This window comes from Anoxybacter fermentans (assembly GCF_003991135.1).
In the GTDB taxonomy this organism is placed as follows: Bacteria; Bacillota; Halanaerobiia; order DY22613; family DY22613; genus Anoxybacter; species Anoxybacter fermentans.
In genome coordinates, this window is the sequence record NZ_CP016379.1 from 2,902,261 (window position 1) to 2,928,297 (window position 26,037).

18 protein-coding genes are annotated in these 26,037 nt (G+C 35.3%); 4 read left to right on the plus strand and 14 right to left on the minus strand.

The annotated features are described in order from the left end of the window. Positions 1 to 28: 28 nt before the first annotated feature. The 3 genes from BBF96_RS13165 to BBF96_RS13180 all read left to right on the plus strand — a co-directional run bounded on the left by BBF96_RS13165 (position 29) and on the right by BBF96_RS13180 (position 6,317). Positions 29 to 2,104: a carboxypeptidase-like regulatory domain-containing protein gene (locus tag BBF96_RS13165; protein ID WP_127017592.1), complete on the plus strand. Its 2,076-nt coding sequence runs from the start codon at positions 29 to 31 to the stop codon at positions 2,102 to 2,104. Positions 2,105 to 2,106: 2 nt separating this feature from the next. Next, positions 2,107 to 2,655: a hypothetical protein gene (locus BBF96_RS13170; RefSeq protein WP_127017593.1), complete on the plus strand. Its 549-nt coding sequence runs from the start codon at positions 2,107 to 2,109 to the stop codon at positions 2,653 to 2,655. A gap of 218 nt (positions 2,656 to 2,873) precedes the next feature. Continuing rightward, positions 2,874 to 6,317 (plus strand): TSCPD domain-containing protein, encoded by a 3,444-nt coding sequence (locus BBF96_RS13180; protein ID WP_127017595.1) that lies wholly within the window; start codon positions 2,874 to 2,876, stop codon positions 6,315 to 6,317. Between the two features lie 292 nt (positions 6,318 to 6,609). On the opposite strand, the gene ubiB is transcribed toward BBF96_RS13180, so the two are convergent. The 13 genes from ubiB to BBF96_RS13250 all read right to left on the minus strand — a co-directional run bounded on the left by ubiB (position 6,610) and on the right by BBF96_RS13250 (position 23,595). Beyond that, entirely contained in the window at positions 6,610 to 8,295 is a 1,686-nt protein-coding gene (ubiB, locus tag BBF96_RS13185; RefSeq protein ID WP_127017596.1) for a 2-polyprenylphenol 6-hydroxylase, read from the minus strand. Further along, positions 8,285 to 8,605 carry a phasin family protein gene (locus BBF96_RS13190; protein WP_127017597.1) on the minus strand — a complete coding sequence of 107 codons (321 nt, stop codon included), beginning with the start codon at positions 8,603 to 8,605 and terminating at the stop codon, positions 8,285 to 8,287. The genes ubiB and BBF96_RS13190 overlap by 11 nt, the downstream gene beginning before the upstream one ends. An 807-nt stretch (positions 8,606 to 9,412) precedes the next feature. After that, positions 9,413 to 10,384 (minus strand): endonuclease NucS domain-containing protein, encoded by a 972-nt coding sequence (locus tag BBF96_RS13195; RefSeq protein WP_164731068.1) that lies wholly within the window; start codon positions 10,382 to 10,384, stop codon positions 9,413 to 9,415. 5 nt (positions 10,385 to 10,389) lie between these two features. Then, positions 10,390 to 11,616 (minus strand): MFS transporter, encoded by a 1,227-nt coding sequence (locus BBF96_RS13200; RefSeq protein ID WP_127017599.1) that lies wholly within the window; start codon positions 11,614 to 11,616, stop codon positions 10,390 to 10,392. A 295-nt stretch (positions 11,617 to 11,911) separates the two neighbouring features. After that, a complete protein-coding gene (locus BBF96_RS13205; protein WP_127017600.1) occupies positions 11,912 to 13,153 on the minus strand; it encodes an MFS transporter in 1,242 nt (413 codons plus the stop codon). A gap of 371 nt (positions 13,154 to 13,524) precedes the next feature. Then, positions 13,525 to 14,289 (minus strand): glycerophosphodiester phosphodiesterase, encoded by a 765-nt coding sequence (locus tag BBF96_RS13215; RefSeq protein ID WP_164731069.1) that lies wholly within the window; start codon positions 14,287 to 14,289, stop codon positions 13,525 to 13,527. A gap of 151 nt (positions 14,290 to 14,440) precedes the next feature. After that, positions 14,441 to 15,445 (minus strand): 2,5-dihydroxypyridine 5,6-dioxygenase NicX family protein, encoded by a 1,005-nt coding sequence (locus BBF96_RS13220; protein ID WP_127017603.1) that lies wholly within the window; start codon positions 15,443 to 15,445, stop codon positions 14,441 to 14,443. Positions 15,446 to 15,791: 346 nt separating this feature from the next. Further along, positions 15,792 to 16,709 carry a patatin-like phospholipase family protein gene (locus BBF96_RS13225; RefSeq protein ID WP_164731070.1) on the minus strand — a complete coding sequence of 306 codons (918 nt, stop codon included), beginning with the start codon at positions 16,707 to 16,709 and terminating at the stop codon, positions 15,792 to 15,794. A gap of 342 nt (positions 16,710 to 17,051) precedes the next feature. Beyond that, complete coding sequence (gene purE / locus BBF96_RS13230; protein ID WP_127017605.1) at positions 17,052 to 17,573, minus strand: 5-(carboxyamino)imidazole ribonucleotide mutase; 522 nt, start codon at positions 17,571 to 17,573, stop codon at positions 17,052 to 17,054. A 15-nt stretch (positions 17,574 to 17,588) separates the two neighbouring features. Then, complete coding sequence (gene purD / locus BBF96_RS13235) at positions 17,589 to 18,869, minus strand: phosphoribosylamine--glycine ligase (protein WP_127017606.1); 1,281 nt, start codon at positions 18,867 to 18,869, stop codon at positions 17,589 to 17,591. A 461-nt stretch (positions 18,870 to 19,330) separates the two neighbouring features. Beyond that, the gene (locus tag BBF96_RS13240; RefSeq protein ID WP_127017607.1) at positions 19,331 to 20,602 is read right to left on the minus strand and encodes an adenylosuccinate synthase; all 1,272 of its coding nucleotides are present in this window, start codon (positions 20,600 to 20,602) and stop codon (positions 19,331 to 19,333) included. A gap of 21 nt (positions 20,603 to 20,623) precedes the next feature. Further along, the gene (purB, locus tag BBF96_RS13245; RefSeq protein ID WP_127017608.1) at positions 20,624 to 21,922 is read right to left on the minus strand and encodes an adenylosuccinate lyase; all 1,299 of its coding nucleotides are present in this window, start codon (positions 21,920 to 21,922) and stop codon (positions 20,624 to 20,626) included. Positions 21,923 to 22,512: 590 nt separating this feature from the next. Next, the gene (locus tag BBF96_RS13250) at positions 22,513 to 23,595 is read right to left on the minus strand and encodes a bifunctional 3-deoxy-7-phosphoheptulonate synthase/chorismate mutase (RefSeq protein WP_127017609.1); all 1,083 of its coding nucleotides are present in this window, start codon (positions 23,593 to 23,595) and stop codon (positions 22,513 to 22,515) included. 173 nt (positions 23,596 to 23,768) lie between these two features. Between BBF96_RS13250 and BBF96_RS13255 the strand changes: the two genes are divergently transcribed. Further along, on the plus strand, positions 23,769 to 24,002 hold the full coding sequence (locus BBF96_RS13255; protein ID WP_127017610.1) for a hypothetical protein: 234 nt from the start codon (positions 23,769 to 23,771) through the stop codon (positions 24,000 to 24,002). A 668-nt stretch (positions 24,003 to 24,670) separates the two neighbouring features. On the opposite strand, the gene BBF96_RS13260 is transcribed toward BBF96_RS13255, so the two are convergent. Then, positions 24,671 to 24,964, minus strand: a complete 294-nt coding sequence (locus BBF96_RS13260; RefSeq protein WP_127017611.1) for a hypothetical protein — start codon at positions 24,962 to 24,964, stop codon at positions 24,671 to 24,673. Positions 24,965 to 26,037 lie beyond the last annotated feature (1,073 nt).

Sequence of the window (26,037 nt, forward strand, 5' to 3'; positions counted from 1 at the left end):
AATTTTTCACGAAAGGAGCTAACTTAATATGAAATTAAAAAAACTACTATTTATGAGTGTTTTTTTAATTATAGTGTTAAGTTTAACTGGATGCTTCAACGTAAAAACCTTAAATAAAACCACTGTAACTTACTCTGACCTTAATGTGAAAGTAATAAATTCTAATGGTTCAACCATCGAGGCTGATTTAATTGTCTTGATTGATTCTGATAAAAATATTGTTGATTTCACCACAAATTCATCTATATATCAATTCCCTAATCTTAAAAGCGGTAAATATACATTGGTAGTAGGCAAAGAAGGGTATAAAGCATTTATAGACGATAATCTCTTAATCTCAAAAGATATTACAAAAGAGGTTAAATTAATTGAAGAGGAAGACCTTACTCAGGTCAAAATTGAAGTTTATGATGAAAATGGACAACCAATCGATAATGCGCAAATTACTGTATTCAAAGATGGAAACATTGTCAATAAAGGACTAACTATCAATGGTGAAGTTTTTCTACCCCGTATCTGGCGCGGTATCCTATATGAATATAAAATTGAAAAAAGAGGTTATAAAAGTTATTCTGGATACTATTTTAATAGATTTGATGCAGGATATATTACCATATATTTAAACTCATCAACTTCAGAAACATCTATTCCGGAATTTGAAGAATATATTTTTGATGCTGAAGATGAAAAATCTATTTCTTTAGGTTATCTGGGTTCTAATGATTATATAGTAGTGGGTATAACTCCGCTTAATTTCAATTCTAATACTAACAACCATTTTGAAGGTACCATTACAGCCAATATCAATAACAAAAATATTGAAACTAATCTAATCCAACTCCCAATAAAAAGGGAGATGGCAAAATTACAGCAGCTTAAAAATAATTTTTATAATTTAAAAGAGAATATCTATTTTAACCAGAAAGAATTGGATGCAAAATTACGTCAAAAAGAAAAAGAACTGATAGAACAATATGGATTTGAGGAGATATTGAAAAATATTACAAAATCCCGGTTTAACATTCAATCATATTCTCTGGGATCTGAAAGAACATTTTATATTCGGGATTTTAATAGAGAAGAATATTATTATTCAATAACTGCTACTTTAAAAAGGATCAGCAATCATTCTTATATTTATGTTGACAATAATATCACAATCAATCAGACAGATTTAGATTACATTGCTGAACAATTTGATAATCAAATATATCCTACTAATATGAAGTTTTTTGCCAGTCATGAATACACTTCATACGATTATGATGAAAATGGAAAAATAATAATTTTATTAACCCCCATAATATTTGATGGCCCTGGAATAGTTATGGGATATTTCTTTTTAGGTGACTACTTACCAAAAACATATATTGAAGATTCCAATGAAGCAGATATGATCTATCTTAATTCTAATGTCCTTGAATTGGATAATGATAAGAAAAGTCTGTTAAATGAGTTATTAAGTACTGTAGCTCATGAATTCCAGCATTTAATCTTTTTCTGTGAAAAACTATTTGCATATCGTGTTATTGAAGATACCTGGATCAATGAAGGATTCTCAGGTCTAGCACAGTATCTAAACGGATATTATAATTATGTTGGTGATGGACGGATTTATAATAGTGACGGAACCGAAACTAATCCAGATGCTTTAGGATATTTTAATAAACCGGCTGATGAATCACTTCTATCCTGGGAAAATAAACTAAGCGATTATGGTGCCAGTAACCTATTTGCGTTCTATCTATATCATCTATTTGGAGAACAAATCATTAAAGATATAAATACAAGTCCATCTGATCCTGTTAATGTTATTTCTGAAAAATATCGTACATTCTCTACTCTATTTCTGGACTGGATTGCAACCAATTATGTAGGGGAATATGATATTAATCCAATATTAAATTATCCTATGGATTTAAAAGTTCAACCCGAAACAAAAATATTAAATGCATTAAATATAAGCGAAGATTTTTCCATCAAAGCCACTGGCGTTCTATACTATCTGATTTGTGGAACAGGTGCTGATATTACTTTAAATATTAACCTTAATGCAAACACAGGTGTATTCATCTACAGAAGCATTTATCAGGAGGAGATATAAAAATGTTAAAGAAATATTTAGCTTATACTTTAATTTTTCTGTTAATAATTGGGCTCAGTTCATATACTCTAGCCTTAAAAAAACAACCTATGATAGAATATAAAACATTAAAAGGAACTCTTTATGAAGAAGGAACAGGCGAAATTAGTCTTTTGATTCTCAAAACAGAAAATGATAAAAAATATCTTGTTAAGGGTGATCTTAAAAAGGTTTTAAGAAATTTAAAAGGAATTCCATTAATCTTAACAGGAAAAGTGGACAAAACAAACGGAAACTACTTTCAAGGAAAATTCACTGTAGAAATGTATAATACTGATTATCCAAAATACATATATTACCTTGAAGAAGTCTCTGTTCTGGGAAGACTAAAAAATATCGATGATATATTGCTTATCATAACCCCTGACCAACAGGTAATTGAATTAAACGGTCTCGCTAAAGAAACTTTACAAAAAAACATCGGTAAAAAGGTATTAATTAACGGTTCACTTACCCGAACCGGTGAATATCAAGCCCAAATGGAGATAAAATCATACTTAGTTCTGGAATAAACTATTTCTAGGCCAGGGAAAACTTTTTGCCTGGTCTTTTTTATGGAAAAACGGCCTATTGATTCCTGTACCCTCTATAGCCTTCAAATCAGCATATTTATCAATAAATTGTGGTTTTAATTCAATCAGACCCACAATATCTGCTATTAGATGGTCTGTACTGACTAATTTAAATGCGATATAATTAGGAAAGTAATTCATCTTTTAGGAGGGAAAACATGAATACCATTAATTTATCACCGAATGCCAAAAAGGTATTGGAAGCGCGTTATTTACAACGTAATGAAGAACATCAACTCATTGAAACACCGGAAGAACTTTTCGACCGTGTTGCTTCTAACATCGCCGAAGCAGAACGCCTTTATGGCGGAGATGAAGCTAAAGCTAAGGAAACTTTTTATCAACTGATGACTAATCTGGATTTTCTCCCTAATTCACCTACTTTGATGAATGCAGGAACAGATTTACAACAGTTATCAGCCTGTTTTGTCTTACCTGTTGAAGATAGTATGGAAGGAATTTTTGAGGCTGTTAAAAATTCTGCTATAATCCATAAGAGCGGCGGCGGTACCGGCTTTAGTTTTAGCCGTCTCAGGCCCAAAAATGATATTGTCCGTACCACCGGAGGAATTGCCAGCGGACCTATCTCCTTCATGCAGGTCTTTGATGCTGCTACCAATACTGTAAAACAGGGTGGAAAACGCCGGGGCGCTAACATGGGCATTCTTCGAGTAGACCACCCGGATATTCTGGAATTTATAACCTGTAAGAAAGATGAAAACCGTTTGAATAATTTCAATATCTCTGTAGCCCTTACTGAAGAGTTTATGGAAGCTGTAGAACGAGATGAAGAATATGATTTGATTAATCCAAGGACCAATAAAGTTGTTAAACGACTGCGGGCCAGAGAAGTCTTTAATTTAATCGTCGAAATGGCACATGCTAACGGCGAACCGGGAATTATTTTCCTTGATCGGATTAACCGGGACAACCCTACTCCCCACTTAGGAGAGATTGAGAGTACCAATCCGTGTATTACCGGTGATACCCTGATTGCAACAGAATATGGATTAATAAGAATAGATGAACTCTATGCCAAATATAAAAATGGTGGGCTTAAAATTGTAACCGACAATCGGGTTCCTACTATTATAGACTCACTGCCAGATATGTCCAATATAGGTACCTCCTTAAATATAACATCCAGGGTCTATAAAAATGGTAAAAAAGAAGTTATAAAACTGACAACTAAAGCCGGTTATGAAATAAAAGCAACCCCTGATCATAAATTTCTGACAGATAAGGGATGGAAAGAGCTTAAGAACATAAAAGTTGGAGATAAAGTTCTCATCCAATCCGGTGCAGGATCTTTTTCACAGCATAAAGAACTTCCCTTCAAAATTCAAAATACTTATACTGATGATAATGGACAAACATATACCTTTAATTTCCCTGATAAATGGTCCAAAGAATTAGGCCAGGTTCTTGGCTGGCTTATCGGTAATGGCTGGTTAAGGGATGATGACAAAAACTATCAGGTTGGTTTCACTTTCAGCAGTGATGATAAAGAAATCCTGAACTATCTAAAACCTATCATTAATAAGATGTATGGTAAAGAAATTCAGGAAGTTAAGCAGGAGAATAGTATTTACCACCTCTCTTATCATAGTAAATATTTTGTAGAGTTTTTTAAGAAACTGGGTGTAAAAGCTACTGAAGCTGAAAATAAAAAAGTACCAGAAACAATATTTACCGCACCTTATGAAACCGTAACTGGTTTCCTTATGACACTTTTTACTGCGGATGGTACAGTTAAAATAGATGAAGAGCACGGAAATTATTATGTTCAGCTAATATCTAAATCAAAGGAATTATTAAAACAGGTTCAACTTTTGCTTCTCAATTTGGGAATTAAATCCAGGATTTATGACAGGAGTAGAGCACCTCATGAAGATAACTTTGATGGTGAAAAAACAGATGGAAAACTTTATGAATTAAATATTTCCCATGCCTCCTTAAAGGTATTTGCAGATAAAATTAATTTCCTTTCTATAAAAAAGAGAAATCTGTTAGCTAAAATTGAAGGCAAAGATCTTTGCTCTGAAAAAATGACAGAAACGGTTATGAAAATAGAGTACCTGGGTGAAGAAATTGTCTATGATTTAACCGAACCTGTAACCCATTCACTTATAGCAAACGGTATTATTGTCCATAATTGTGGCGAACAACCGCTTTTACCATATGAAGCGTGTAACTTAGGTTCCATTAACCTGGCCAATATGGTTAAGACTGAAAATGGCAAAGCTGTTATCGATTACGATAAGCTGGCTCGTGTTACTGCTGATGCTGTACATTTCCTGGATAATGTTATCGATATGAACCAGTACCCCTTAGAGAAGATCGATAAAATGGCCAAGGGGAACCGCAAAATTGGCCTTGGTGTTATGGGTTGGGCAGATATGCTGATTAAACTGGGCATTCCTTATAACTCTGAAGAAGCTGTAGAGCTGGCAGAAAAAGTAATGTCCTTTATCAATGAACATTCTAAGGCAAAAAGCCGCAAGTTAGCAAAAGAACGGGGAGCTTTCCCAAATATCAAAGGTAGTATTTATACCGAACCGATTCGTAATGCCACCACAACCACCATTGCACCGACAGGCAGTATCAGTATCATTGCCAATTGTAGCAGCGGAATTGAACCTATATTTGCCATTTCATATGAACGGCATGTCATAGATGGTACATTGATCGAAGTACATCCTCTCTTTGAAGCTGTTGCCAAAGAAAGAGGTTTTTACAGCCCTGAGTTAATGGAACGGATTGCCCGTGAAGGTTCGATTCAGGATATTGAAGAAATTCCTGAAGATGTAAAAAGAATTTTCGTTACAGCCCATGATATTTCACCGGAATGGCACATTCGGATGCAGGCAGCATTCCAGAAATATACCGATAATGCAGTAAGCAAAACAGTAAACTTCCCACATGAAGCTACTCTGGCCGATGTAGCAAAAGTCTTTAAGCTGGCCTATAAATTGGGCTGTAAAGGCGTAACTATTTATAGAGATGGCAGCCGGAGCAGCCAGGTTCTTCAAACAAAAAAAGATTCAAAGCAAAAGAAAACTGAAGAGAAGAAAGTCAAACGCCCAAGACCTAAAATCACCTTTGGAACAACAGAAAAGACCAGGATCGGTTGCGGTAAACTCTACATTACCATTAACTCAGACGAGCAGGGAATCTGTGAAGTCTTCACTTCCACCGGGCGCGGCGGTGGCTGCCGTTCCCAGTCTGAAGCTACAAGTCGGTTGATCTCCCTGGCCTTACGATCAGGAATACCCATTGAAGAAATTATCCATCAACTGAAAGGAATACGCTGTGCCGCTGCCATTAAACGAAAAGGTGTGCCCAATGTATCCTGTCCTGATGCTATCGCCCGGGCAATAGAAAACTTTCTGGAATATACGAAAGGAAAACCTTTCTATCCTGTTTCTGCTTCTGAAATTGCTGCAACCTCCGTCGACCTGTTCGTTGAAGAAGATGAAGATTATGATATATTAGAAGATGATAGTAACGGCTGTGCCGTCTGCCCTGACTGCGGCACAGAGCTAGAACATGAAGGCGGATGCGTCATTTGCCGTTCGTGCGGTTATAGTAAGTGTGGGTAATATTAAAGGAGCCTGAAATTCAGGCTCCTTAAACATTTTATGATTTTCCTACAAAAAAGCTAATTTTGAGCGACATAGAAATTTTTCGCTAAATCATCTTAGCGAGATTTTCGACGAAATAAGGCCTCATCACAGGAGGTGATGAGCTAATCAAGGGCCAGGAGGGCCCTTTGATTAGGAAGCCTTATTTCGACGGAAATCGAGCTTTAGATGATTCGAAAAATTTCTCAAGAAGCGAAAAATTAGCTTTTGGCAGTATAATCTTTAATAAGTTTCTTCCAGTTTGATATATTTACATTTTACCATGCCTCAATATTGAAATAAGCAACCAAAAGCCCATTATGCCAGCCCCAAGAAAACCAACTATTCCAATAATAGGTATTCCATTCCACTTGGGTGGGATTTCTGAAAGAACAATCAGCGAAGAACCAATAATTAAAGAAGCTAAAACAATTGCGAATGCAATACGATTACTGATCTGGTCATGTTTTTTGAGCATTGGCTCCAGCCCTTTATGTTCTATTTTGACTTGTCCATATTTAATCTGCTCAATTATTTCTCTTATTTCAGAAGGAAGATCATGAAACAAAAGACCAAATTCTGTAGCTGATAAATATATATCCTTTGTCAATTTGCGAGGACTTAGACGCTCTTTTAATAATTTTTTAGCAAACGGCTCTACATGTTTTACCATATCGAAATCCGGATCCAACTTTCTACCAACACCTTCAATAGTTACTAACGCTTTTGATAACAAATAAATATCAGGTGGTATTTTCAGTTTATAGGCGAGAATTATCTTAATTATCTTATTCAAAAGTTCACCCATATTTATATCTTTTAATGGCAGGTAAGAATATTGTTCAACCAATTCAAATATTTGATATTCTAATCCTTCAATATCTTCAATGCGGTTATTGCGTGAGAATTGCAGAAGAGTTTTTGTTATTCTTTTTGTATCTCTGTTTACAACCCCAATGATAATATTGCCAAGATATTCTCTATGTTTAGGTAGCAAAAATCCCATCATACCAAAATCAATAAAACATATGATGTTGTTATTAAGGACTAAAATATTACCGGGGTGAGGATCGGCATGAAAAAAACCATGTTCAAAAATTTGTTTAAGAATGAGATCAGCACCTCTGTTTGCAATAATTTTAGGGTCGTTCCCTGACTCTAACACAGCGTTAATATTAGAGACTTTAATACCATCAATAAATTCCATAGTGAGAATTTTCCTGGTGGTATAATTTCTATAAACCTTCGGTACATAGATAGTCGTATCTTCCTGAAAATTTCTGCCAAATCGTTCAATATGTGTAGCTTCAATAGTAAAATCTATTTCTTTTCTAATAGATCGCTCAAATTCTTTGATTATACCAACAGGATTTAATACATCCATCCCCTGAATGTGTTTTTCCATCAGTGTGGCAAGATGAAACATTATCTCCAGATCAACTTCAATAATCTCTTCTATTCCTGGACGTTGTACTTTAAGAACAACTTCTTCCCCGCTCATAAGTACTGCTTTATGAACTTGTGCTATTGAAGCTGAAGCAATGGGAGTACTTATGAATTCCTTGAAAAGGTTGGAAATAGGCTTACCAAGTTCTTCTTCAATCAATTGTCTAGCATCTTCTTCTGAAAAAGGAGGAACTGAATCCTGAAGCTTCTCAAGTTCAACAAGAAGTTCTTGCGGTAATAAATCTGGCCTATTACTCATTATCTGACCAAATTTTATAAAAGTCGGGCCAAGTTCTTCTAATACCATTCGTATCCGTTCCCAGCGGGAAAGAGATACTATATGTGCATTCCTTTTTCCAGGAAGTAATTTTTTACCAAAATCAATATATTTCTCCAAATTAGTTTTAGTTATTAAATCTCCAAAACCGTGTTTAACTAATACAGTAATTATTTCTCGATAACGCTTTATGTGAGGATATGTACGATTTATTAGTCCAATTTTACGAATCATTATTTTGTTCACCCTGTCCTTGATTTAAGTTCTCCAGCTTTTTTATCCGATTTTCAAGTTTTTGCAAATCTTCTCGAGATGGAATATCCAATTTTTCCAGGACATTCTTTACCAATTTCTCAACTTGACTTTCCAGATGTTTTCTTGCTTCATCCGATTGCCTTAGCAGGTCTTCAACTAACTTCTTCCCCTCTTCCTCAGAAAGTTTACTCTCCTCAGCAATTTTTTTAGCCAATTCTTCAATTTTGTCCTTAGTCATAGAAGCAATTCCGATTCCTATTAAAACAGTTTTCTTTAATAAATCTAACATAACATCCTCTCCTTTTTCTGGATATTGGTCAAACCAAAACTTATTATATTCAAACTGGAAAGATTTATAAGTTATAATTCGCCAACCACTACATAATATCCTCTTAAAATCTTAATCAAATTTACTTTTTTCAGTTCTTTCTTAAATATTATCAAACATTACTTAATATTATTAAACATTACTTATTAAATATATAAAAAATCGGCAATTAATTGAACTTCTCTGCTACAGAAAAATATCGGCAGCTCTAATCTCCTACTTAAAAACTCACTTTGTGATAATATCCTACCAACAAAATGAATGATTAAACTACAAAAAACTAATTTTGAGCGCCATAGAAATTTTCGCTAAACCATCTTAGTGAGATTAAAAAGAATGGCCTCATATGAGGATGTGATGAACTAATCATGGGTCATAAGGACCCATTGATTAGTGTGCCTTATTTCGACTGAAATTGAACTTTATATAGCTCGAAAAATTTCTTTTGAAGCGAAAAATTTGCTTTTTACAGTAAAATCATTTAATTGCTTATCCTTAATCAGAAAAACAATTCTGGTTCCTATTCATCATAATCATATAAACGGCAACATAGTATGAAAGTTCCCACTCAACTATAGGATAGCATTTCCCATTTTACACTCATCGTATCACTTTATTCAGAATTTTTATACACTAACATATCAGCTTAAAATCTCACCCAACATTTTAAGCGAATCTGAAAAACCTACAAAGCCAGATATACTCTGTTATACACTAAACAGATCAGCCATCTAATCTTTGTTATACGTCTGGATAAAACTTTATTAATCACGACTTTAAATTATATGTATTGTAAAAATCTCTTACTATTGGTACGATACTTTCTATAAAATCAAATAGACTCCTACTGACCATCTCAATAAAATCTGGGTGATTCCAATTCATCAAATCCCTAACATAAACCCTTGAAAATCCTTTCCATGCTTGACATGTAATTTCTAATCTATTATCTAGTTTATTTTTTTGTCGGGCTTTAAATAAAGGCAAGTCAAATATTTCTTCAATAATCTCTTTACGTTCAATAATAAACTCTTCAAAATGTTTTTTCTTATCAGTACTACCAGTATTAAAAGAAAAATCAGGAACAAACATTAAGTGAATTTCTTCTCTTTTTCGTGCTCGATTATATACAACAAGTCGGTCAGAAGGGAATTCTGAAGATTTTAATAACAACCTGTACTCGTCTTTTTTTCTAATATCTAGATCCTCTACTTCAAACCCCATGGTTAACTCCATATTTTCTTCTACAATTTGTTTTAAAGTATTCATGAAGAATTTAACAATTTCTTTTTCTTCATTTGAATATAAAGAGTGTGTTAACTCCATTGTCTTAATATTTACATTTTTAATTAGGTTAGATTTTCTCTGATACAGCTTTGGATTATTTCTTTCTTTATTTAATAACTTTTCTACTTCCATTAAATTTATTTTTCTTGTTTCAAATCCTAAAACTTTAAGTACTTTTTCTGTCTCATCATCAAACTCAAATGCTACAACCATATATCTCCCTGATTCCTTTAAAAAAGTTTTATATTTTGCTATCTGATAAACAACATTTTTACCAGCATTGAGCTTTAGTTCAATAAATACTGTCTTATCATTCTTATCTTTACATTTAAGGTCACAACGGTAAGTTGTTCTATCAGCTTTAATTGGATATTCCTCTTGTTCAACTTTTAAGCCATCTTCAATAATTTCTGGATGTAAGCAGACAATGCGTTTTAAATCTTCTTCTAACAATAGAATCACCTCCCGATATTTTTTCCAGCCAACAAAACCATCTTTTTAACCATAAAAAACACTAATACTGAAATCACCTCTATTATAACTACAAATAAAATCAAATATTTAACAGAAAAATCATACAACAGGCCCATAAGCACACTCCCGATAAACCAGGACGCTCCATATGCAGTATTAAAGATACCATATGCAAACCCTCTATGCTCAATAGGTGTCAAGTCAGCAATGGAAGCACGCATAATCGTTTCATGAATCCCCATCACTGCACCCCAGAGTATAACACTCATCACAGCAAGAATATAACTACGCGAAAATGCAATAAAAGGAATAGGAAGAGTTAATAAAGGGATCATTATCAATATTCTCAGCCCGATTTTGTCATATGTTTTTCCAATAATAAGAGCTACCAACGCATCCACACCCATTGCAATTGCATAAAATATGGGAATCTGAATATCTGAAAAAACCGATTGGACTTTGAGATGAAAGGAAATTAACTGAAAGCTAGCAAATCCCATTACACTCAAGGAGGTAAATAAAACATAGAACCAGAAAACTGTAGGTAGCTTACCCTTGCCCTTGAGATTTTGTCTGGTTATTATGCCAGAAGTTTCAAGTTTCTCAGGTGCTGGCACTTTAATCCTTGCTATAATAAGTATAGCTAAAGTCAAAAGAGCAGGTATCCATAAAATAGTAAACCCTTCACGATAACCACCTTTCAAAAGAAATACAGTAGAAAAGATTAAAGGCCCAATAATAGCACCAACCTGGTCTAATGCTTCATGGATACCAAATCCCCAACCCCTACCTACTTGTTTTGTAGCATGTGAAAGTATCGCATCTCTCGCTGGAGTTCTAATTGCTTTCCCCATTCGTTCTAAAATAATCAGAACAGCTGCAAGTTGCCAATAACCAGCAAATGCCAATAGAGGAATACTGAAAATTAATCCATAACCAATAATTGTCATAACCCAATATTTCCCTGTACGATCTGCCAGATAACCTGAGATTAAACGCAAGGCATATCCGATAAATTCACCTAAACCTGCCACCAGCCCAACAATGCTGGCACTGGCTCCTAAAACAGCCAGATACGGGCCAGCAATACTTCTTGCCCCTTCGTATGTGATATCACCAAACAAACTGACAATTCCCAAAAGGAAAATAAATTGCAAGGCTTTCTTTTTTTGATCTTCTCCCTTGCAGTCTAAATTTTGTTGAAATTTCATAAAAATCCCTCCATTTATAATAGAATGGTCTTAAACTACTACCTACTTCTATTTTCTGGGAAACTTTATGTCTTATTTGACTTTACCGGCTGTTTTCTACTGTTTTCTTTTTGAATAAATCGGTAATACCAGATTAAAGGAAAGCTCATTATCATGTTCAAGGGCATTTATGGTGGGATTATTTCGCTTTCACTATCCTATTCCTTTTTTCATTTACCGATCTAAATAAACAAAAAACTCTTCTGACAAAGACCTACACCAGAAAGGTTTTCAGCAGTGTTTATAATTAATTTAACTAAGAAATATTTTGGGATAAAGTTGCTTCTAATTCAACTTGTTGCATATGTTTTTTACTAATAATATAGGTGACTAATGCACCCAAAGATACCAATACAGTAATTAATCCTAAACATACTACAATGTTGATATCAAAAAGTCTAGAGATAATTATAGTAATAATACCTTCACCCAAAGCTCTAAACATTCTATAGGTTTCAGATTCACTTAATCTATTCTCAACTGTTGTTACGTCTCCAAATAATGCAGACATACTTGTCGTATAAATAAGCGAAGCAGAATAAGTTATTAATATAAAAATGTAATTTAAAATAACATTATCCCCTATATTAATTAGTCCATAAAATCCAACAACAAAAAGTACTGCTGATAATAAAAAAGCAAAATTACGATTCTTATCAGCCAAATATCCTGAAGGTATCTGAACCAATACACTTATTGCAGAAATAACAGACCATAAGGTTGCAATATTTAAATAACTAAATCCTTTATACTTAAGCAAATATAAACTTAATAGCAAACTGTAAAAAACACCCAAGCCAGACAACATAATACTCGGAATAGTTAAAGCAACAACAAATTTGTTTTTAAAATATTTTTCTATGTGCACTTTGTAGTATTTACTAAACATTGATTTATTCTCAGTTTTTTCAACAATTTCATCGACTTGGTCCAACATGATCTTTTTGGATATAACAAAGGTTATACCCATAATAAATAACGCTATGCCCAGTGGTAATTGAAAAGAATATCCAATCAAGAGCCCTGCAATTATTGGACCTACTATAACACTAATGTTAGAAACTGCGTCCATAAGAGCACGAACTCTACCACGATTATTAGTATTATCAGTTTCATCATAGATTAACTTTGAAGTAGTTGAGTTAAGTAATCTGTCACCAAATCCTTCAGCGAACTTTCCAACTGCAACTAATCCAGGTTGTGCAAACATATAGAATCCATAAACTAATAAATTTAAAAACAATCCCAACCGAATACTGAACTTTTCTCCAACTTTTTTAATAAAAGTAGCCTGAGGTAGGAATATAAGAATACCAATTAAACTTTGTAAACCTATTATACTACCAATAATTGTGACAATACCCTGATGCTTTTCCAAAATAGCAGGTATAACTACAGTAGAAATTCCATCACTAATTCTAGTTGTGAAAATCATTACTAATATAATAAATAAATTACTACTAATTCTGATTTTTTTCACCTTAGACAACTTTATCACCTTTTTTCCTCCTTGTAACTTTTAAATGTTTCTTCTATAAGATTAAAAAGTTCAAAAATTTTTCTTTGTTTCATCTGCTCTTTAACCTTAGCAATAATTCTTTCTTTGCAGTCCACATAATCCTGTATATAAATATCACTTATATAGTCATCTAAAGAATAAAGTAACCATTTAGAATCAATTGAGAAAAAGGGCATTATGTAACCATTAGCAGATATAAAAAGGACTTATTAAACTATCTTTGTTTTGAAATGCACCTAGTAATGGAATTTTCTGGTATTATAATTTGCAATCTCTTATCAATGCCATGTCAATGTAGACTTAGTGAGATTGAAAAAAATGGTCTTATTACAGGATGTGATGAGCTACTTCTAAGAGGCAGGATGGTTTATCAGTTCATCCCTTATACTTCGTGCTAGCGCAGGATAATTTGTAATTATACCATCTACTTGCCATTCAATCATCTGTTTTATCTCAGCTTTGTTATTTACCGTCCAGGTAAATACCTGATACCCCATTTGATGACATTGCTCTATCAATTCCCTATCAACAAAAAATCGATTGGGATTTAAAGACCTGGCTTGAAACCCACTTATCATCGACCACGGCTCCAACGGACCGCAGCCGCAAAGAACGCCCAATGATATAGATGGTGCTATTTGCGATAAAATTTGCAAAGAACGATGGTAAAAGGAGGATACCAAAACTTTTTCCTGCAAGCCGTAGATTTGAAGTTGCTCCCAAATTTTTTGTTCAATACCGTCATAAAAAATGGGACTATTCTTAATTTCAATGTTTATCAAAAAATCATATTCAGCAAACTGCTCAAAAAATTCACCTAGGGTAAGAATTTTCTCCCCTTCGTATTCAGGGCTAAACCAGGAACCAAAATCCAGTCGCTTGAGCTCCTCCAGTGTGAGTTGATAAATATAACCCATACCATTACTGGTGCGATCCACCGTTTCATCGTGACAAATAACTATTTCACCATCTTTTGTTAAGTGTACATCAAATTCAATACCGTCCGCACCTTCTTGAACAGCTCTACGAAAAGCCGCTAGCGTATTTTCAGGAGCCACACCAGAAGCTCCACGGTGAGCAATAATCTGTGTAGTAATTGGCTTAACTTCTTTCATCATGTTACCTCCTAATGTTACCTCCTAACTAAATAGTAATAACTGTTAATAAGTTAAACTCTTAGAATACTTTAATTCTGTGTTAAATACAACTAGTATAATTCTCGCAGGTTGCTGATTACCAATTTACAAGCATAACATAACCACAAACTTATCTTTCCACCAATACCTCAACCTCCGGTGATTTAATCACCACATCCAGATGCATCGCTACATCATTGCTTCCTCCATAAAATAAATCATTACCTATACCAAAATGGCATGTATTCTGCAAGCTTTCATCAGCTCCAGCCCACCCGATGGATGTTCCTGTTGAAAGACCAAAACCCAGCTCAACTATCATATGGGCATTCTTCTCCACCTTATCAAAGCAATCCTTAAGCCGTCGGGCAATATCGCCACCCTCAATCCTAACAATATACCCATCCTCTACGTTAAGGATTACAGGTTGATCAACAAGACCAAGAGAATCGATAACCTTACCCTTAACAACAAATTCACCAACTGTAATGTCAACCACAATCTGGCCTCGTGCAGTTCCAGGTACAATGCCAAAAGTCACTTCAGCCGGAGGTAAATAGGCATGCCTAATAACATCTGTAACCTTATATGGAAGCACCTTATAATTTTTAATCTCAAAGCTTATATCTGTACCACCTGGTCCGATCACCCGTAGTAATCTGGCTTTATTTAAAACTAAAGCTTTTTCAGCAGTTTTATCTGCACTGGAAAGATCAGTCATAAGACGCTGAATTAATGCTTTATCGGGACAGCGGGGTCGTATAAAGGCAGAGATTCCTGAAAATCCCCGGGGAGAACTTAATGCTGGAAAAACCTGATAATATGGCAGCACTTTTTCAATCCCATTTGAAAAAATAGCTAATACCAGATCTTTATTCCCCATTGATTGAAGTAAATTAGTCACCGGTTTAAGATCATGTTCTGTGTATTCTTTTTTAGAAAAAACGGTGAGACATGTTTTTAAACCCATCTCCTGGGCCGCCTTAATAAAAGCCTCCGCAAGCCATTGGCGCTGATTATCTGTAAAACACCATACTCTCTCACATTGATCAGCCCTAAGATAATTATCCAGGACATGTTTTGCACTCATAAATGCATCCTTATATCCTATTTCTTCTCTTTCGTCTTTATTCACTCTTACTATTCCTCCTTTTTTGTTAATACAGAAGTTTATTAATCCACAATCAACCATCTATCAAATTCAAAAAATCCTTATATTTTAATTTTTATTTCTATGATTATACTACAAAAAGCTAATTTTTCACTCCTTGAGAAATTTTTCGAACCATCTAAAGCTCGATTTCTGCCGAAATAAGGCTTCCTAATCAAAGGGCCCTCCTGGCCCTTGATTAGCTCATCACCTCCTGTGATGAGGCCTTATTTCGACTGAAATCTCGCTAAGATGGTTTAGCGAAAAATTTTTATGTCGCTCAAAATTAGCTTTTTGTAGTATAATCTTCTATTAAAAAAAAATTTCTCCTTCAACTCTTCTCCTTTGACTGGTTTCTTAGCAATGATTGCAAGGCTTTTACTGCTCTTTTAGCTATTTTATAACCAATCTCATAAATCTCGACAAGCTTTTGATAATCCTTTAACGATACCTCTTTAATCTCCGGTCTGATAATAAAATCAGCATAACGTTCCAGCACCAGATCTGTTATCTCTTCTCCCATAACTTCAACGGTCTTAAAAAGTACATCTAATATATCATCCATTTGTTCCTCTCTTTTATAAGTTGAAACAAGATCAACAGCCACAACCTTTCTGGCACCGGCAAAGCGCAGCAAATCTGCCGGAACATTATCCTTTACTCCTCCATCCACCAGAACCATATTTTTATAACAAAGGGGAGTAAATATACCTGGAATGGCTGTACTGGCCCTGATAGCAGTAGCAAGGTCAACATCTGTATGAAGATCTATGTCGTGTATTCCCTTCAACCTTCTAGCTATCTTTTTATCGGTAAAGACCTGTAACCTTCCTGTCCGTAAATCTACCGCTGTCACCATCAAAGGGTAGCGGAGATCTTCAAATTTTTTTGGTCCAAAAATTTTTTTCAAATAATCCTCCAAATATTGTCCATCGATTAAACCCATTTTTACCTCTCGATGTCCAATCTTTAACCAATTAAGAATCGACTTAAAAAATATGTAAATAAATAACAATAATTTAACGCCTAAATCCAGGGGTGGATTTTTTGAAAGTTTATAAACTAAATTACACAATTCCTCTGCAGTATAGCCGGATGCATACAGGGCTCCAACTAAAGCGCCCGCACTGCTCCCGGAAATATATTCAATGGGAAATCCCTCTTCTTCAAAAACTTTAAGAATGCCTACATGAGCAGCCCCTTTTAAACCTCCCCCACCAAGGGCCAGACTACACGGATAATATCTCATCCCGCTCACCCTTTCATCCATATTTTATCTTTAATCTATTTTATGAACAGATAAAGCAGAACGTACTTAGACAAAAAATACCTTCCCTGAATTATCTCAAGGAAGGTACAATATCCTATAAATGATTAAACTACAAAAAGCTAATTTTTCACTTCAAAAGAAATTTTTCGAACCATCTAAAGTTCGATTTCAGTCGAAATAAGGCACACTAATCAATGGACCCTCCTGGCCCTTGATTAGCTCATCACATCCTGTGATGAGACCTTATTTCGACTGAAATCTCACTAAGATGGTTTTATGGCGTTCAAAATTAGCTTTTTGCAGTTTAATCATAAATAAATTTTACTTTACTTCCTCTAAATAAGCTTCATAGCCTATCCTTTCTAACTTCCTGGCTTTTTCATTCACCTTAGCCTTCATCTCTTCTTTATAACACTCAATAGCCTCTCTTATCTTCAAATTCCCGGTACCGATCATTTGTGCTGCCAGAATTCCAGCATTAAAAGCACCATTCAGCGCTACCACCGCAACAGGTACACCCTTCGGCATCTGTACCATAGAATAGAGAGAATCAGCACCACCTAAAGAAGATGTGAGAATTGGAACACCGATGACGGGGAGTGGAGTATAGGCGGCCAGTACACCCGCCAGATGAGCAGCTTTTCCGGCTCCGGCAATGATCACTTTAATCCCCCGTTCTGCAGCAGTCCGGGCATATTCCTCTGCCCGCTCTGGAGTACGGTGAGCTGAAATAATAGTCATTTCATAGCTCAAACCCAGTTCTTCTAAAATTACTGCCGCATCTTTCATAATAGGTAAGTCAGAATCACTACCCATGACAATTCCTACCAGAGGTTTTTCCATAACTTAAAATCCCCCTCATAAATTATTTACAGCTTTATCTCCAATATCCCGCCGATAATGTTGACCCTCAAAAGAAATCCTTTTTACCACATCATATGCTTTTTTCTTAGCATCAGCAAAATCTTTACCCAAAGCAGTCACTCCTAATACCCTTCCTCCATTGGTCAGCCACTTTCCATCAACATATTTTGTTCCGGCATGAAAAATGATCACATCTTCATCTTGAACCTGGCCTTTCTGATCTAGACCGTAAATTAATTTACCTTTCTCATAAGCCAGGGGATAACCTCCAGAAGCCAGTATCACTGTCAATGCTTTATTCTCTTTCCAGGTCAATTCTAGATCAGCCAATTTCCCATCAATTACAGCCTCCATTACTTCAATCAGATCATTTTTAAGCCGTGGTAAAATAACCTGGGTTTCAGGATCACCAAAACGAGCATTAAATTCCAATACCTTCGGTCCTTCCTCTGTTAACATCAAGCCAGCATATAAAACCCCCCGATATATAATCCCCTCTTTGGCTAGAGCAGAAATAGTGGGCTCTAATATTTCTGATTTAATCCTGGTAACCAGGTTATCATCTACCAGATGAGAAGGTGAAAATGCTCCCATTCCTCCTGTATTAGGGCCTTTATCCCCATCATAAACTGCTTTATGATCATGGACAGGGGTCATAGGTAAAACCGCACTGCCATCGGTTAGAGCTAAAAGAGAAACTTCTACACCTTGAAGGAACTCTTCTATAACAACCTTTTTACCGGCCTCAGCAAACTTTTCATCTTCCATCAGCTCTTCTACCGCACGTAAAGCTGTCTCTAAATCACGAGCAACTACCACACCTTTACCTGCCGCCAGACCATCTGCCTTAATCACTATTGGAGTTCCCTTTTTTTTAATATAAGCTTTTGCCTCCCCCGGATCTGTAAAGACCTGATAAGTAGCTGTAGGAATCCCATATTTTTGCATTAAATTTTTGGCAAAGGATTTGCTTCCTTCTAACCGAGCTGCCGCCTTAGACGGACCAAAAATTCTCAATCCGGCTTTCTCAAAACAATCTACAATTCCCAGCGCCAGCGGTACCTCAGGGCCAACAACTGTCAAATCAATTTGCTCCTTTCTGGCCCATTCTACTAAACCATCCAGATCATCAACAGGCAGAGGAACCAACTCTGCCATCCTGCCAATCCCTCCATTACCGGGAGCACAGTAAATCCGGGTAGTTTTCGGACTTTGGGCCAGTTTCCAGACCAGAGCGTGTTCGCGACCTCCACTACCAATAACCAAAATCTTCATTTATAGCCCCCCTGTCACTTTACAAAATACATTACACAAATTATAGTATCAAACCATAGATATAATGTCAATATTTAACCGAATAATATTAGTCTGTTTTATAATAATGTTCGTTTTCCTGTTTCATAACTTATATTAGACTTTACTGCAAAAAGCTAATTTTGAGCGACATAGAAATTTTTCGCCAAATCATCTTAGCAAGATTTCCGACGAAATAAGACCTCATCACAGGAGGTGATGAGCTAATCAAGGGCCAGGAGGGCTCTTTGATTAGAAAGCCTTATTTCGTCGGAAATCGAGTTTTAGATGATTCGAAAAATTTCTCAAGAAGCGAAAAATTAGCTTTTTGCAGTATAATCATCATATTAAAAAAAAGAACCCACCTATTATAGCAGGTTCTTTTTACCATAGTATATTTTAAAAACTACATACATCTGCAACTTAACCACCTATAAAATCTGTTATCTTATAATAGCCTGATCCCGTTCAGGGCCAAGACCTATTATAGTTACTTTTACACCACCCAGATTTTCAATAAACTCAACATATTTCTTAGCATTTTCAGGAAGTTGGTCATATTCCCGTACATCTGAAATATCCTCTTCCCAACCGGGAAGTTCTTCATAAATAGGTTCTACATCAGCAATAATATTTTGATCCATCGGAAAATCAGTGATAATTTTATCACCATACTTATATGCAGTACAAACCTTTATAGTCTCAAAACCGCTTAAAATGTCCAGTTTAGTCAAAGCAATTTGAGTCAAACCATTTACACGAATAGCATGCCTTAAAATTGGTCCATCAAACCAACCACACCGACGGGGACGACCAGTAGTAACACCATATTCATGACCTCTCTCCCTCAATATATCTCCTAATTCATTATTAAGTTCTGTGGGGAAAGGTCCTGCTCCAACACGGGTCACATATGCTTTGGCCACACCAATTACTTCATGAATATAAACCGGGCCAATACCAGCACCAGTACAAACACCGCCAGCCGTTGGATTAGAAGAGGTAACATATGGATAAGTTCCATAATCTATATCAAGCAGGGTTCCCTGTGCTCCTTCGAAAAATACACTTTTACCCGCTTTATTACACTCATCAATAATTATTGAAGTATTCGTGACATGGTTACGCAGTTTTTCTATATAGGGCCGATAGGTTTTGATAATTTCTTCAGCATCCATCGGATCGCCACCATATACCCTGGTAATCAACAGATTGGTAAACTCCAGATTCATCTTTAATTTTTGTCTAAAAATTTCTTCATCCAGTAAATCAGCCATTCGAATACCCCTGCGTGCTACTTTATCTGTATAAGCTGGCCCGATTCCTTTTTTAGTTGTACCTATTTTGTTAGCACCTTTCCGTTCTTCTTCTAACTGATCCAATAAAAGATGGTATGGCATAATTACCTGGGCACTTTCACTAATAAAGAGATTATCTGTGGAAACTCCTCGTTTCTCAAGTTCGACCATCTCTTTAACTAAAGCTTCAGGATTAATAACTACACCATTACCAATTATATTTTTCTTTTCAGGATATAAAATCCCCGAAGGAATCAGATGAAGCTCAAAACGCTCAGAACCTACAATCACAGTATGACCTGCATTATTTCCACCGCTGAATCGGACCACCACATCTGCGGATTTAGCAAGCATGTCGGTAATTCGTCCTTTACCCTCATCGCCCCATTGGGTCCCCACCACAACCGTGTTCTTCATTTTAAAATCCTCCTATCACTCTTAAGATAAAAGACCAAGTCGTCTAAAAATTGTATCAACATGAACAAGATAATCTTCATATTTAAAGATTTCATCCAATTCTTCTGGAGTTAAATAATTCATCACCCGTTCATCTTCTAACAAAAGTTGTTTAAACTCAACACGCTCTTCCCACGCCTTGAGAGCATTAGATTGTACATAAGAATATGCTTCTTCTCTTAAAAGACCTTTCTCTACTAAAGCCAACATCACTTTCTGCGAAAAGACCAGACCAAGCGTCCGTCCCAGATTCTCTAACATTCTATCTTTATTAACCTTCAACTCTTTTATTACAGCGGTAAATTTCTTTACCATATAATGAACCAGAATAGTGCTATCAGGGAGTATAACCCTTTCTGCCGAAGAATGGGTAAGATCCCGTTCATGCCAGAGAGGCATATTCTCAAAACCTACCATAGCATTAGCACGCACCACTCTGGAAAGACCTGAAATCCTTTCACTAACAATGGGATTTTTCTTATGGGGCATGGCGGATGAACCTTTCTGTCCTTTTTTGAAAGCCTCTTCCACTTCCAATAAGTCCGTCCTCTGCAAATTCCTAATTTCAGTTGCAAATTTGTCTAATGAAGAAGCAATATTGGCCAGAACGCTTAAGAAAAATGCATGGCGATCCCGTTGAATGATCTGGGTACTGATAGGAGCAGGCTTAAGATCAAGCCTTTCACAAACCATCTCTTCGACTTTGGGATCGATATTAGCATAAGTGCCTACAGCCCCGGATAACTGACCAACAGCAATTTCAGCTACCGCATCTTCCATCCGTTTAATCTGGCGTTTTATCTCTTCAAACCAGACTGCTAATTTAAGGCCAAAAGTAATAGGCTCACCATGAACCCCATGAGTACGCCCAACCATTAATGTATCTTTATGCTCCAAAGCTTTTTCTGCAATAGCATCACGTAACTGCTTCAGTTCTTCAATGATCTGCTCTCCAGCTTCTTTTAATAACAAAGAAGTTGCAGTATCTTTCACATCACTGGAGGTTAAACCCATATGCAGATATTTAGATTCATCACCTAGATTCTCATTAACCGCTTCTAAAAATGCCAACATATCATGACGCGTCCGCTTTTCTATCTCATGAATCCGCTCTATAGAAAATTTTGCATTAGCTCTAATTTTCTTTGCTGCCTCTTTTGGAATTTGCCCTAGATCTGCCATCACTTCAGCTGTAACTATCTCAATCTCCAGCCATTTCTGAAATACGTTTTCTTCACTCCAGATCCGGGCCATCTCAGGCAAAGTATAACGTTCAATCATCTAAAAAATCCCTCCAGTCACCTTAGACCTCTCTATACTTAAAGATACCCTATAAACATAAAATTAACCCAAATAGAGAGGCTTCTATTTAGGGTACATATAAACCATATCTAATGCCGTTTATATTTTTTTTTGACCATATGTATATTATCAAAAATAGCTGGTCTTGTCAAGAAAACATCGAATTATCTTTGAAATTTTGTTAAAAATGTTCGTGTATTTTCGCTAAAGTAAAAAAACTACTGAAATAATTTTCGACATTTATTTATGATTAAACTGCAAAAAACTAATTTTAAGCAACATAGAAATTTTTCGATAAACCATCTTAACGAGATTTCTGTTGAACTTTAGATAATTCGAAAAATTTCTTTTGAAGCAAAAATTAGTTTTTTGCAATTTAATCATGAGCTTGTTGACAAACCTTTCTTTTTTAGAGACTTGCCCGTGTACTGCCAGAAAAACTAAATATAATTTCTGAAGCATATAAGTCAAGGCTTAAAGTCAGGAGGGCAGAGCGTCCGGTAGCGGAAGAACTTATATTTAGTTTTTCTATTCCTCTGTGGGAGCAAGTTATGTGCACCTCCCTTTTTTCAACAGCCTGATTTATTCTTTTTTATTAATCCCAATCCCTCCATAAGGGATGCAAACTCCTCCAAATTCAATTGCTGATGTGCATCTGAACGGGCAATGGCCGGATTGTTATGTACCTCTACCATAAGACCATCTGCACCTGCTGCTAACGCTGCTTTAGAAATAGGCAGAATTATATCTTTTCGTCCAGTAGAGTGACTCACATCCACAATCACCGGCAAATGGGTCTTTAACTTTAAAATAGGGACTGCCGATAAATCAAGGGTATTACGGGTCCAATGTTCAAAGGTTCTAATCCCCCGTTCACAGAGGATAATTTGAGTATTTCCCCTGGCATAAATGTATTCAGCAGCCAGCATCAGCTCTTCTAAAGTGGCCATAAAACCCCGTTTTAAAAGAACCGGTTTTTTTGCATTTCCCACTTCTTTTAATAACTCAAAATTTTGCATATTCCGCGCACCGATCTGGAATATATCTACATATTCTTCTGCTAACTCCAACTGTTCAGCACTCATCACCTCAGAAACTACTTTCATTCCATATTCATCTGCCACTTCCCGCATAAGTCGCAAACCTTCCCGGCCCAGGCCCTGGAAACTGTAGGGTGATGTCCGGGGTTTAAAGGCACCGCCGCGTAAAAAAGAAACTCCCAAACGATTCAATTCTGAAGCCACTGCTTTCATTTGTTCCCTGCTTTCTACAGCACACGGGCCAGCAATCATGACAGGTATTTTTCCACCGATTACTAAATCCCCAACTACAATTTTTGTATCCTCTTTTTTCATCTCTCTACTTACTAAAAGCTGCTCTTCTGTCTCTTTTTCCTGGAGTTTTAGAGATGCTTTGGCAATCTCTTTAAATAGGTGCACAATAGTCTCATCGGAAAATGGCCCGGAATTTTTTTCTGTCAATTTTTCAAACATCTCCTGCTCCCGTTCTGGATCATAAAAAGGCAAATTATTCTCTTTTTTAATCCGTCCAATTTGCTGTACGATCTCTGCCCTTCGATTCAATAACTCTAATAATTGATCATTAATTAAATCCAACTCTTTTCGTAATTTTTCAATTTGTTGAAGTGTCATAAAGGAGTTTCACCTCCAATTATATTTTATAATTCTACTACTACATAAGCGAATTTCATAAAAATAAAGCTTGATATATCAACGTTTTTCAGAAATAAAAGAAAGACTTCACCCCTATTATGTCGAATATATTGGTAACCAAACCCAAAAAACAACAAGGGGTGAAGTCACTATTGAAATATATTCGACAAGAACTTTTATTATCCTTTGAAGATTTAATGGAATTACAGCCAGAAACAAAGCTTGAGTTGATCTTTAAAAATATCAATTTTTCTGAACTAGCAAAAAATATAGCACCAAAATCTAATAGAGATCCAAATGGCTATAATCCTATTCCAATCATTAGAGTTTTACTGGCTCAACAAATCAAAAAGATTCCTACAAAAGTTAATCTTGTAAGAAACTGAAGAAAGATCTAGTTTTTTTGATACATTTACAGCTTTAATGTTTTTGGCAATAACTAGTAAAGCTACATTTAGTAGGTATTATAAGAAACTTAATAAAAATAAGACTCTTTCATAATTCACTTTTTATCAAAAAAAGCGAAAAGCACTATAGTAAAAATATAGAGATATCTTATCTATAATCAAGCACAACCAACCAATTACCAATAATTATTATCTGGTTTTAGATAAACTACCCCTTTGGTCTTATAGTTATATTTTTAAATGGATTTATTCATCTTTAAACTGATTTATCTAATACCAAATCACTTTTACAAGTGATAAGAATTAGCCATTATTAAAGCTATGCAACTTAACAGTATATGGACTCTAACTTTTTTTAAACTCATTACCATTATATTTTCTAGGTTAAGATGTTTCTTTAATCTTAAAAAACACCGTTCTACACTGGTCCGCTTGTTGTAAATCTCTTTTCACTTTTTTGACCAGCGGTATGGAGTGGGAACATACCTGGGATCATCTTTAACTTTTAGCTTTACTAAAACTCCATAGTTTAATTTTGAACACCAAGTAGTTCCATGTATGCAATCAACTTTACCCAAAACATACGGACATCCGAACCTATTACAACTTTTTTCATGACCCTAGTAAACCATTTTATAACCACCACTTCATACAGGAATTCTGTCAAAATCATAGTATCCTTCCGGTAGTTGACTGGCATTTCTTTTATTAATGAGAATGAAAACCTGGCCTTTATAAATCTGGTAAATTTCTTGATAAATGTTTAGCCAATCGTATCCGGAGTCCACTACCCAATTCTTAGGGACTTTGTAACCCTTTTCTTTACACCTTCGATAAATTTCGTATACTAAAGGTATTGTAAATTCACCATCTACTTTACTCGCCTGTGAAAGAATTAAAACAATTGGAAACTCACTTACGTAATCTACAGCTACATACAATTTCCAACCAAGCTTTTTTGATTGCCATGTGAGTCATTTTTTGAATTCCAATTAGGGGTATTCTGATTACTTTCATCGATCTACTGTATCTGGCAAAGTAAAAATGGAGCATTTGGTCAAGTAGTTATACAAAAAATATTCAAATTACAGCTTTACATGGAGAAAAGGGTATGATAAGCTAATAGCCTGGCAAATTAACTTCTGCCCGCATTTGTCTTAAATCATAACCTTAGAGGCTCTATGTCAAGCTGTAATTTGAATTACATTTGATGAATAAAAATACGGCCAAATGCGGGATTTTTATATAGCCAAAAACATCTCCTTTTTTGGTTTTGCTTTCTCATAAGAGGTTAAGTCTATTACATTTATAGCGATTGTTTCTGTATTCATTATGCCTAGTTGAATGGCGTTATTAACTAAATTTAAGTAAAGCTCTTCTAAACATTTATTTTGCTAATTTTACTGTAAATATTTACTAAAAGACGCTTCACTCGGTACTCTTCCAATAACACTGAATCTATAAACATATCGAAAAACAGGGTTAGTTCTCAAACGTCTTACTAACGCTGATCGTGTCAGAATATTTTCAATCTATTGAGCAAATAGTACACGAACAATTGGTGCCAGATCATAACCAGTCAGGCCTCTTGTTATATTTGATTCAATAGTTTTTTCTACCAATGAAAGAGCACCATTTCAAAAAATTAGTTCTAACTTTGTTTCAGATTGTAACTTCATTAAGTCATCAAATGAATATTAAAGATTGTTTTCATGTAACTTAGCCCCCTTATTGAAATTGATTTGGGTTACCAAATATATTCGACAAAATAAGGATGAGGTCTTTTTTCCTAAAAAACCTTGATATTTCAAGTTTCATTTTTATGATATTTACTTAATCATTAATTACAATATCAAAAAAGAAATTTGTATTCAAGTTTTAGCCTGTTAGCAGTACTCAATATTATGTGTAAATAAAAATACAATTAACAGCTCGAGAATTAAAACAATAGCTGAGAAAATTATTTACTTGAAAGTTACTGATTATAACGCCAAAATAGAGTAACAGAATAATG